This is a genomic window from Kitasatospora sp. NPDC032757, from assembly GCF_055579305.1.
Window position 1 is genome coordinate 72,127 of the sequence record NZ_JBVINN010000030.1, and the last position, 10,543, is coordinate 82,669.

Consider the following 10,543-nt stretch of genomic DNA (forward strand, 5'->3'; position numbering starts at 1 on the left):
GGTTGCGGCATACCCCCAGGGGGTATATGTTCCTCATCGACGGAGCGAGGAACGAAGCGCCAGGGCAAGCGGAGGACGACATGGCACACCCCGCACAGCACGAGCACGAGCAGCACACCGGCCACGGGCACCACGAGCAGCACGGCCACCCGGCCGGGCATGAGGGGCACGACCTGCACGCGGGCCCCGGAGGCCACGCCGGTCACGCGGGTCACGCGGGCCACGGCGCCGCGCACGGCGGCGGGGCGAGCTGGCAGACCGCCGCGCAGGCGACCCTGCACTGCCTCACCGGCTGCGCCATCGGCGAGATCCTCGGCATGGTGCTCGGCACCGCGTTCGGCCTGCACAACGGCGCGACCGTGGTGCTCTCGGTGCTGCTGGCCTTCGTCTTCGGCTACGCCCTCACCATGCGCGGCGTGCTCAAGGCGGGCCTGGACGTCCGGGCCGCGGTGAAGGTGGCGCTGGCCGCCGACACCGTCTCGATCCTGGTCATGGAGCTGATCGACAACACCGTGATGGTCACCGTCCCGGGGGCGATGGACGCGGGCCTCGGCGACCTCCTGTTCTGGATCGCGCTGGCGGGCTCGCTCACCCTCGCCTTCGCGCTGACCGTGCCGGTCAACAAGTGGATGATCGGGCGCGGCCGCGGCCATGCGGTCGTCCACGCCCACCACCAGCACTGAGCGCCCGCCCCGAAGGCGCCGGGGACTCGCCTGCGGCCCGCACCGACCCGCTCGACGGTCGGTGCGGGCCGCGGCGTTTTCGCGGTGCGTCCGGGGCTACTGCCCGTTGCGTCCGGGCTGCTGCTCGTTGCGGTCCAGCTCCGCGAGGGTGTCGTGCAGCCAGGTCAGCTCGGCCTCGGTGGTGGCGCGGGCGATCAGCAGCATCCCGCGGCGGAACGGGTCCGTCGCCTCCTCGGCGTCCACCGGGTGTGCCCCGTCGTAGAAGAAGCTGGCCGGCTCGCTCAGGAAGGCCAGGCGGCGGCGGAGTACGGCGGCCTGGGCGGCCGGCTCGCCGTCGAGGTGGCGGAGGAAGGCCAGCACGGCGAACCAGCGGTTCTCGTCGCTGATGTCCAGCTCGTCCGGAGTGCGCAGCCGGTCGAGCAGTGCGGCCCGCCCGGCCTCGGTGAGGTGGAGGGTGTGGCGCGGGGCGGCCGCCGTCCCCGGCTCGGTCTCGCGCACCAGCAGGCCCCCGGACTCCAGTCGCTTGATCGCCGGGTAGAGCGTGCCGTCACTGATCGGCCGGACGTGCCCGGTGAGCGCTGCGAGGTGGTGGCGCAGCTCGTAGCCGTGCAGGGGTCGGTCGTGGAGGAACCCGAGGATCGCGAGCTTCAGCATGGGACCACTCTCTCAGGGGGTCGTTCCCGGGCTCAGGGGGTCGTTCCCGGGCTCCGAGGGTCGTTGTCGGGTTTCAGAGGGTCGTTCCCGGGTTCACCGGGCCGGCCCGGGCGTCCGGAGGTCGTTTCCGGGTTCGGGCGGTCGTCGGCCGGCGGCCGTTTACTATATCGCTACCGCTATACCTCGATCGCGAGGTATGGTTCCTGCGGCTGGACAGCGAACGTTGCGATACCCCGACCCGAGGAGGAGAACGACCGTGCATCACGCAACCGTCACCCCGAACGGCGACCGGATCCGCTGGGTGGAGCTGCCGGGTGCCGAACCGGCCCGGCTCTACCTGCACGGTCTCGGCGCCAGCTCGCCCGTCTACTTCGCCGCAGCCGCGGCCCACCCGCTGATCGCCGGGCGCCGCTCGCTCCTGCTCGACCTGCTGGGCTTCGGCATCAGCGACCGGCCCGCCGATTTCTCCTACACGCTGGAGGCCCACGCCGACGCGGTGGCGGCGGCGCTGGACGCGGCCGGGCTGGCCGAGGTCGAGGTGGTCGGGCACAGCATGGGCGGCGCGGTGGCGATCGTGCTCGCCCACCGGCATCCACGGCTGGTCGCCAACCTCCTCCTGGTCGACTCCAACCTCGACCCGATCACGCCCACCCGCCGCCCGGGCAGCAGTGGGATCGCCACGTTCACCGAGGAGGAGTTCCTGGCGGGCGGCCGGGAGGAGGTCGGCCGGTGGGTCGGCCCGCTCTGGTGGTCCACCATGCGGCTGGCCGGCCCCGAGGCCCTCCACCGCAGTGCCGTGAACCTCGCCCGCGGCACCGTTCCGACCATGCGGGAGCTCCTGCTCGACCTGGACGTCCCGCGCACCTTCCTCCACCCGCAGGCCGACGGTGCACCGGAGGGCGCGGACCGGCTGCGCGAGGCGGGCGTGGAGGTGGTGGCCGTCCCGGACTGCGGGCACAACATCATGTTCGACAATCCGGACGGCTTCGCCGAGGCCGCCGCCGTGGCCCTGGCTCGTCGCTCCGTGGTGGCATGACACGCTGATGCGGCAGGGCGTGTCATGGTGGCCTGCCCTGCCTCAGCGGCACGACGTGTCACCTCGGCGCGGTGCGCCACACTGGCCTGACGCGCGCCTGCCCCGTACGACGCGCGCCTGCCCCGTCCGCTATGCGTTTGCCCCGCCGCCCCAGGAGCCGCCCGCCATGCCGGCCACCTTCCAATCACCGGTCCGCGTCCCGGACGCGCTGACCGCCTCCCTCGCCGAGTGCCTCGGCGACCGGGGCTGCGACTGGGCCGCCTGCCTCCCCGCGCTCGCCGCCGAGCTGTCGGAGATGTGGTCGCTGTGCCCCGACGGCGCACCCGCCCACGGTGTGGTCGGCCTCGTCCTCCCGGTGCTGCGCGCGGACGGCACACCCGCCGCGCTCAAGCTCCAGCCGGTGGACGAGGAGGCGGCGGCGAGCCCGTCGCCCTGCGCGCCTGGGGCGGCAACGGAGCCGTCCGGTTGCTCGCCCACGAGCCGGAAACCGGCTCGATGCTGCTGGAACGCCTGGACCCGGACCGTTCCCTGCTCACCGTGCCGGACGGCCTCACCGCCCTGCGCGTCCTCGCCGACCTGCTGGCCCGGCTGACGGCGCACCGGGCCCCGCCCGGCCTGCGGAGCCTGGCCGAGGTCGCCGACAGGACGCTGACCCGCGTGCCGGAGGCGCTCGCCGAACTGACCGGCCCGGCCGACCGGCGCCTGCTCGCCGACTGCGCCGCCGCCCTCCGCGAGGTCCGGCACGAACCGGGTGACCGTCTGCTCCACTGGGACCTGCACTGATCGAGAGCGGTGAGACCGTCGTCGACCCGGCCCAACGCGCCATCGCGGAGGCCCTGTTGGGGCGGTCCCGCTGACTGCTGCGCCCTGACTGCTACGCCCGACTGCTCCACCCCTACCGCGTCGCCCGGACGGGTCGTCGCCGGCCACGGGTGCGCGCAGCGGCGGGCCGATCCTCGCGCGGCTCACCACGCTGCCGCGGGAACGCCCTACCGCCACCGCAGCAGCACGAACCTGACCGGCGTCCCCGGGCGGGCCTGGGCGGCTGCCGCGAGGTCGGCGCGCGGGACGACGCCGAGGACGGGATAGCCGCCGGTGGTGGGGTGGTCGGCGAGGAAGACCACCGGCAGCCCGTCCGGGGGGATCTGGACGGCGCCCAGCACCATGCCCTCGCTCGGCAGTTCGCCGCCGCGCGCCCGGCTGACCGACGGGCCCGCCGTCCGCAGGGCGATCCGGTTGCTGGTCGGGGCCACCCGGTAGCGCTCGCGGGCCAGCCAGGCCACCGACTGCGGTTCGAACCAGTCGGCGCGCGGCCCGAGCCGCAGCCGCAGCACCAGTTCGGCCGGGGGCGCGGGCAGCGGCACGAGGTCGGGGGCAGGCCGGTACGGCGGGGGCGGCCCGACCGGCAGCCGGTCGCCGGCGGCCAGCGGGGCCGGGCCGAGGCCGGAGAGCAGGTCGGCCGAGCGACTGCCGAGGACGGGCGGGACGGCGAGCCCACCCGCCACCGCCAGGTAGCCGCGCACGCCGTGGGTGGCGGCACCGACCTCGATCAGCCCGCCGGCCGGCACGGCGACGGGCGCGCCCCACGCGGCGGGCCGCCCGTCCACCCGGACCGGGGAGGGCGCACCGGTGACGGCCACGACCACCGGCCGGTCCGCGCGCAGCGCGACCCCGCCGAGGGTGGTCTCCAGGGCGGCCGCGCCGGGCTCGTTGCCGACCAGCCGGTTGGCCGCACGCAGCGCCGGCTCGTCCAGCGCACCCGCCCGGGGAACACCGAGGTGGGCGACACCCCGGCGCCCGAGGTCCTGCACGGTGGTCAGCGGGCCGGGCCGGACGACCTCCAGTTCGGCTCCTGCCTCGGCCTCGGCCCCGGCCCCGGGCTCCCGCTCAGCCACGGTCACCCCGCGTCGCCGCGGCCCCGTCCTCCGTGCCTCCGTTCGCCGCCGCCCCGTCCGCCGTGGACCGCGCCGCCGTGAACCGGACCCGCACACCCGGTGCGAGCAGCGCGGCCGGTTCGCGGGCGGCGTCCCAGAGCGGCAGGCCGGTGCGGCCGAGGAGCTGCCAGCCGCCGGGGGAGGAGCGCGGGTAGACGCCGGTGTAGGGGCCCGCCAGGGCGACCGAGCCGGCCGGGACGGCGCTGCGCGGGGTGGCACGCCGAGGCACCGCGTACTGCTCCGGCAGGCCGGTGAGGTAGCCGAAGCCGGGGGCGAAGCCGCAGAAGGCGACCACGTACTCGGGCTCGGTGTGGATCCGTACGGCCGCCTCGGGGGAGACCCCCCAGAGCGCGGCCACCTCGGCGAGGTCGGCGCCGTCGTACACGGTCGGCACCTCCAGCAGCGGGCCGGGCGTCGCGTCCGCCGCCGTCGGGCGGGCCGTCCGCAGCAGGGCGGTGAGGGCGGGGATGTCGGTGACGCCGTCCAGCAGGACGGTCCGGGCGGCGGGGACGATCTCCTCGACTGCGGGCAGCTCGCCCGCGGCCTGCCGCTCGCGCAGCCAGGCGTACAGGGCGCCCACCTCGGCCGTCCCGGTGACCTCGACCAGCAGCGCGTGCTCCCCGGCCGGCCGGAGCTCCGGCTCGCGGCCCCCCGCCGCTATGACGCCCGAGCCCTCGGCGCCCGGACCGACCGCCCCGGCGCCCGAGCCCGCCGCCCCGACATCCGGACCCGTTCGGCCCGCACCGTCCCCCCGGCCCTCGCCGCCCCCCGCCGCCGTCATGCGAAGGCCTCCACCCGCACGCCCGCCGAGGCGAGCGCGCCCCGGATGCGCCAGGCGAGCTGGGCGGCGCCGGGCGTGTCGCCGTGGACGCAGAGCGACCGCGCCTCGACTGCGATCGGCTCGCCGCCGACGGCCTCCACCATGCCGTCCCGGGCGATGCCGACCGCGCGGGTGATCACCGTCTCGGGGTCGTGCACCACGGCGTCCGGCTCGCGACGCGGCACCAGGGTGCCGGCCCAGGTGTACGCGCGGTCGGCGAACGCCTCGGTGACCACCGGGAGCCCGACGCCCTCGGCGACCGCCAGGAAGCGGGAGCCGGGCAGGCCGAGCACGGGCAGCGGGCCGTCGCAGACCGCCCCGGCCCGCAGGACGCCCGCGACCACCGCCTCGGCCTGCTCGGAGTCGCCCACCACCCGGTTGTAGAGGGCGCCGTGCGGTTTGACGTACGAGACCCGGGAGCCGGCCGCGCGGGCGAAGACCTGGAGGGCGCCGATCTGGTAGGCGATCTCGTCGGCCAGCTCCTCCGGCGGGACGTCCATCGCGCGCCGGCCGAAGCCGGCGAGGTCGCGGTAGGAGACCTGGGCACCGATCCGGACGCCGCGCTCGGCGGCCAGCGCGCAGACCCGGCGCATGGTCGACGGATCCCCGGCGTGGAAGCCGCAGGCGACGTTGGCGCTGGTCACCACGGAGAGCAGTGCCTCGTCGTCGGTCAGCGTCCACCGCCCGAACCCCTCACCGAGGTCCGCATTGAGATCGATCACCGCATCGGTCACGCCCGTCCGCCTCCCACAGCTGTTGAGCCAGATGGTAGGGCCTGCGCGTGAAGCCCGGCGCCGTCCGTCCGGGCACCGGCCCGCCCCACCGGCGGCCCGCTGCCCGGGCGTTCCCCCGGACGGCTCACCCGGTGGCGGCGGTGCCGCGGGCAGCAGCGTCGGCGGCCCGCTCCAGGGGCTGCAGCGCGCGCAGCACGATCAGCAGCGGGACGACGCCGACGACACCGAACGACATGTCGATGAATCGCCAGTACAGCGGGATGCCCCGGAGCGGACCGCAGATCAGGGCCAACGGGATGATGCCCGCACAGGCGAGGACGGCCCAGCGGATCACCCAGATGTTGCGGACCGGGTCCTTGAGCGGCCCCCGGAAGGCGGCGGCGATCACCAGGTGTGCGAAGGCGAGCCAGTCGGTGCCGTAGGCGAGGAAGGGGTAGCGGGCGTTGGTCTCGGCGAGGCCGTCGCGGACCCGTTCGAGCCACTCGACCAGGGCCGGCAGGTGGTCGGTGACGGGGGCGGCCGGGCCGGTGGCGAATCCGGCCAGCCACCTGGTCTCGGTCTCCAGCGGGAAGGCGGTCAGGCCGCTCAGCACCAGGCAGACCACGAAGGTCCACAGCCACCCGCGTACCCGCCGCAGGATCGCCTCGGAATCAGTGCCCATCGTGCCAACCTCCATGCCGAAGGACAGGTGGGGCCTTGTCCCACCTGCGCAGCACGACTCTAGACCCACGAATTGAACGCGTTCAACTTTCAGCTGCGGGTGCGCCCGGGGCACACCCGGGGCGCACCCGGCACCCGCCCGTGGTCCGCCCGGAAACGCCGGTGGCCGGACGCGAACCCCGCGCCCGGCCACTCCCTGCGAAACCCGCTACGCGGTGTACGTGAACCGGTCCGCCGCGCCGATCGCGCTCGTCCCGCCGGGCGTGGTCACCGTGACGTCGACCACGCCCGTCCCCGCCGGGGCGGTCGCCGAGCAGAGCGATACGCCGCAGGAGTAACGGCTGGCCGGGACACCGCCGAAGCGCACCGTGCCCTGGGCCAGGTTGCTGCCCTGGACGTAGATCTGGGTGCCGCCGGCGGCCGGGCCGGAGCCGGTGGTCAGGCCGGTGACCGCCGGGGCGGGCGGCGCCGGGGGAGCCGCGCCGGTGTAGTCGAACGGGGTGGAGGCGGCCGCGGAACCCCCCGGGGTGACCACGGTGACCGGCGTGCTGCCCGCGCCGCCGGGGGTGGTCACGGTGCAGGTGGTGCTGGTGCAGCCGCCGGCCGCGACCGAGTCGCCGAACAGCACGAAGCCGTTGTCCAGGTCGGTGCCGGTCAGCGTGACGGCGGTGCCGCCCGTGCCCGCGCCGGACGAGGTGTCGACACCGGCCACCACGGGCGCCGCCTGGGTGGCCGGGGCCTGCGGGCCGCTGCCGAGCACGTAGGTCGAGACGTTGTCGGACGGGTCCGCGTCGTTCCGGTTCGCGGCCGTCACCTTGATCGTCCCGGCGGGCCTGGTGCCGTGGGACTGCACGAAGACCTTCATGAACTCGCTGCGCCCCGGAGCCCGGTTGCCGGTGAAGTAGGCGTCCAGGCGGCGGGCGTCGGGCGAGATCGTCTCGGTGAAGGTGTAGTCCTGGAACGAGGTGATCGTCGCGCCGCTCGTGGTCAGACCGGGCGGCAGTTCGACGGTGAGGTGGGTGACGCCGGTGAGGTCGGTGGTGCCGGAGGACTTCCAGGTCACCGAGAAGTTGGTGTTGTCGACCGGGAAGATCGGGTAGTTCCCGGCCTGGGTGACGCTGACGTTCGGGCCGGTGACCGCCGTCCGGGCGGGGGTCGCGGCGGCGGAGATGGCGGCGCCCGCGGCGAGGGTGGTCGCGGCCAGTGCGGCGGCCAGGCCGCCTCGAACCAGTCTGGTGATCATAGGACGCATGATGGCCGGGCCGGGCGCGCCGCGAAGCCGTTTTCTCGAAATCCAGTTCTAGTGCCGCGCGTTCGGCTCGGCCCCGGCCCCCGCCTCGGCCCGCCCGTAAGGTCCGTTTCGGTCGAAGTCGGTGCCTACCTCTAATCTTGTCCACCGTGACCGCCATCGCTGACCCGCCCACCGAGCACGGGCTCCGGCCGCCCGCCGGGCCCGCCACCGCCGCCGTGCGGCCCGCGCCCGGCCCCGCAGCCGACGAGGGCCTCGCCCGCCGGCTCAAGGCGCTGGCCTGCACCGCCCCGCTCCACGACCTGGACAACCGCAAGGGGATGCTGGCCGGCGAGTACGGCGGCTACGCGATGGCCGAGGTCGGCCTCGCCGCGATCGACCTGGTCACCCTGCACATGGACTTCGACACCGGGGCCGACCGCGACATAGTGCTCGCCCGGCTGCTGCCCCGCGTCGCCGCCCAGGCCGCCGGCCGGCCCACCGCCGAGCACGAGCGGGTCGCCCGCTGGGTGCTGGAGTCGCTGATCAACGTCGGCAGCGTCGACCGCGGCTTCCGCGCCGTCTACGGCACCTTCGGAGCGGACGGCGCGTACGTCCGCCGCGACTACGACTTCAAGCTGATCGAGGAGGTGCCCGGCCCCGACGGCGGCGTCTACCTGCGCACCACCGACGAGGCGGTCAACGTCCTGGTCGGCGCACTCGACACCGACGTCACCTCGGCCCAGATCGCCGCCGAGGTCAAGCTGGAGGTGCTGATCCGCCGGGGCCGCCTGGCGGACGCCCAGCTCGCCGCCGAGCAGGCCCGCTACCGGACCGTCCAGTACGCCGAGACGCTGCGCCGCGCCCTCGACGCCACCCGGCGCAACGTGCGTGCCGTCGACTGGATGCAGGCCATCCCCGACCTCATCGACGAGGCGCTCGACCACATCGCCGACCGCTACCGGCACGAGAACGCGATTCTCACCAACATCCGCAAGGCCCGGGACGAGGCCGAGCCCCACACTCCCGAGGGGGCGGAGCACAAGCGCCGCGCCGCCGAGCTGCTCGACATCGTCAAGGACTGCATCCGCCGCCACACGAAACTGCAGACCCGTCTGCTGGAGGCCGGCCCGCTGTTCCGCGCCGAGCAGGACCGCCAGGCCTTCGCCACGCCCGGAGCCCGCAGCGGCATCGACCTCTACGGGCAGCTGCTCGCGCCCGTGCTGCGGCTGCCGGTGGAGCAGGCCGTCCGGCCCACCGGCGCCTTCTTCGCCCGCGGCACCGGCCTGCGCACGCCCGTCTCGGTCCGCGTCGCCGACCTGGTGGACCTGCTGCTCACCCCGCCGGTCGAGCGCGAGCACCTGGGTGCCGAGCTGCCCGACCCGGACCTCGTCGCCACCCCCGACGACAGCCGGTTCTCCGAGGCGCAGCTGGAGTCCGCGCTGGAGCTGCTCGACCTGCCCGCCGACGCCCCCCGCCGGCTGTCCGGCCTGCTCGCCGACGCTCGCAAGCAGGACCCTGAGCTCCCGTACCTGGTCGCCCTGCTGGCCGTGCACGCGGCCAGCCCGCCGGTCGGCACCGCCTACCGGCAGGGCGAGGAGCGGCTGCTCTTCGCGGTCGACGACGGCACCCGGCTGCACGACCCGGAGTTCGGCGGCGCCGACCTCATCGTCGGCAGCGCCCTGCTGGACGCGGCCGGCATGGCGGCCGACCGCAAGGACGCCAGTTGACGCACCGCCAGACCGTCCGGACCGTACAGGCCATCCGGGCCATCCGGGCCAACCGGACCACGCAGACCACGCAGGCCACGCAGACCGCGCAGACCACCCGCACCGGTGGCAACACCCCCGAGGAGCACCGCCCGTGACGACCCACCACGACACGTCCTGGGCGCCCGAGACCGAGCCGGCCGCCCCCGCCGCGATCACCCCGGCCGATGTCGCCGACGCGGCCCGGCTGGTCTCCTTCGGCCTCCAGGCCAAGCTGCTCCCCGCCCGTGACGCCGAGTACGCCGAGCTGGTCCGCCGCCACCGCGAGGACCCGCCGTTCGCCCGCCTCGCCGACGCCGTCGCCACCGGCATGGGCCTGGTGGTGCTGGAGGTCTCGCCGCGCGCCGGCATGGCCGTGGCCGCCGCCGAGGACTCCGTCTTCGCCGTCCGGATGGGCGACTACTCGCGCCGCGCCGCCTCCGAGTCCACCGACCGCTTCCTGCACGGTCTGGCCCACCTGGCCGTCGCCGCGATGGCCTTCCCCCGCCCCGAGGACCTCGCCGACGACGGCTACCTCGGCCGGATCACCGTCAACGGCGTCGACTCCTTCGTCCGCCAGGCCTGCCGCCGGCTGGAGGAGCAGGCCGAGGCCGACGGCGCCAACACCGACCCGCAGAGCGACGCCCCCGGCCTGGAGGCCGCCTGGCGGGTCTGGGCCCGGCGCACCGCCACCGGCGCCACCAAGGACGCCCGCCGGCTCTCCGGCTCGACCATCGGCATCGTCGCCAAGGCCGTGATGTTCCTGGTCGACTCGGGCTTCCTGCAGAAGACCTCGGACGACGCCGGCGGCACCTACCGCACCACCGCCCGCTACCAGCTCCAGGTGCGCGACCTGGCCGGCAGCGCCGCCATGGCCGAGCTGCTCGACCTCGGCGTCGTCCCCGTCTCCGACGGCACCGCCAGCCTGCTCCCGCCGGACACCGCCGACGAGCTGGTCGCCGACGCGGGCCTGCCGTTCCACTCCCTCTGACCGAACCTCCCGCACCGCCCGTCTCCTCCCGCACCGCCCATCTGGAGAACCGCCG

At 75.3% G+C, this 10,543-nt stretch carries 12 protein-coding genes; 6 read left to right on the forward strand and 6 right to left on the reverse strand.

Annotated features, from left to right (window positions below; translation table 11 throughout):
- Window positions 1-80: 80 nt before the first annotated feature.
- Entirely contained in the window at window positions 81-683 is a 603-nt protein-coding gene (locus ACZ5WK_RS27855; protein ID WP_465551209.1) for a DUF4396 domain-containing protein, read from the forward strand.
- Window positions 684-779: 96 nt separating this feature from the next.
- Here the strand turns inward: ACZ5WK_RS27855 and ACZ5WK_RS27860 are convergent, their stop codons facing one another.
- Window positions 780-1,337: a PadR family transcriptional regulator gene (locus ACZ5WK_RS27860; protein WP_465551211.1), complete on the reverse strand. Its 558-nt coding sequence runs from the start codon at window positions 1,335-1,337 to the stop codon at window positions 780-782.
- Between the two features lie 256 nt (window positions 1,338-1,593).
- Here ACZ5WK_RS27860 and ACZ5WK_RS27865 point away from each other — a divergent pair, with 256 nt between their 5' ends.
- Window positions 1,594-2,373: an alpha/beta fold hydrolase gene (locus ACZ5WK_RS27865; protein ID WP_465551213.1), complete on the forward strand. Its 780-nt coding sequence runs from the start codon at window positions 1,594-1,596 to the stop codon at window positions 2,371-2,373.
- A gap of 465 nt (window positions 2,374-2,838) precedes the next feature.
- Window positions 2,839-3,156 (forward strand): aminoglycoside phosphotransferase family protein, encoded by a 318-nt coding sequence (locus tag ACZ5WK_RS27870; protein WP_465551215.1) that lies wholly within the window; start codon window positions 2,839-2,841, stop codon window positions 3,154-3,156.
- A gap of 206 nt (window positions 3,157-3,362) precedes the next feature.
- Here the strand turns inward: ACZ5WK_RS27870 and ACZ5WK_RS27875 are convergent, their stop codons facing one another.
- From ACZ5WK_RS27875 to ACZ5WK_RS27895, 5 genes are all read right to left on the reverse strand, one after another.
- Window positions 3,363-4,268, reverse strand: a complete 906-nt coding sequence (locus ACZ5WK_RS27875) for a 5-oxoprolinase subunit C family protein (RefSeq protein ID WP_465551217.1) — start codon at window positions 4,266-4,268, stop codon at window positions 3,363-3,365.
- The gene (gene pxpB, locus ACZ5WK_RS27880; protein WP_465551275.1) at window positions 4,261-4,968 is read right to left on the reverse strand and encodes a 5-oxoprolinase subunit PxpB; all 708 of its coding nucleotides are present in this window, start codon (window positions 4,966-4,968) and stop codon (window positions 4,261-4,263) included. Before pxpB ends, ACZ5WK_RS27875 begins: the two co-directional genes overlap by 8 nt.
- A gap of 116 nt (window positions 4,969-5,084) precedes the next feature.
- On the reverse strand, window positions 5,085-5,861 hold the full coding sequence (locus tag ACZ5WK_RS27885; RefSeq protein ID WP_465551219.1) for a LamB/YcsF family protein: 777 nt from the start codon (window positions 5,859-5,861) through the stop codon (window positions 5,085-5,087).
- Between the two features lie 124 nt (window positions 5,862-5,985).
- On the reverse strand, window positions 5,986-6,522 hold the full coding sequence (locus ACZ5WK_RS27890; RefSeq protein WP_465551221.1) for a hypothetical protein: 537 nt from the start codon (window positions 6,520-6,522) through the stop codon (window positions 5,986-5,988).
- 207 nt (window positions 6,523-6,729) lie between these two features.
- On the reverse strand, window positions 6,730-7,764 hold the full coding sequence (locus ACZ5WK_RS27895; protein ID WP_465551223.1) for an IPT/TIG domain-containing protein: 1,035 nt from the start codon (window positions 7,762-7,764) through the stop codon (window positions 6,730-6,732).
- Between the two features lie 164 nt (window positions 7,765-7,928).
- Between ACZ5WK_RS27895 and ACZ5WK_RS27900 the strand changes: the two genes are divergently transcribed.
- The 3 genes from ACZ5WK_RS27900 to ACZ5WK_RS27910 are packed head-to-tail and all read left to right on the forward strand — an operon-like array spanning window position 7,929 to window position 10,488.
- Window positions 7,929-9,479 carry a hypothetical protein gene (locus ACZ5WK_RS27900; protein WP_465551277.1) on the forward strand — a complete coding sequence of 517 codons (1,551 nt, stop codon included), beginning with the start codon at window positions 7,929-7,931 and terminating at the stop codon, window positions 9,477-9,479.
- Complete coding sequence (locus tag ACZ5WK_RS27905) at window positions 9,476-9,616, forward strand: hypothetical protein (RefSeq protein WP_465551225.1); 141 nt, start codon at window positions 9,476-9,478, stop codon at window positions 9,614-9,616. Before ACZ5WK_RS27900 ends, ACZ5WK_RS27905 begins: the two co-directional genes overlap by 4 nt.
- On the forward strand, window positions 9,613-10,488 hold the full coding sequence (locus ACZ5WK_RS27910; protein WP_465551227.1) for a hypothetical protein: 876 nt from the start codon (window positions 9,613-9,615) through the stop codon (window positions 10,486-10,488). Before ACZ5WK_RS27905 ends, ACZ5WK_RS27910 begins: the two co-directional genes overlap by 4 nt.
- Window positions 10,489-10,543: the final 55 nt, after the last annotated feature.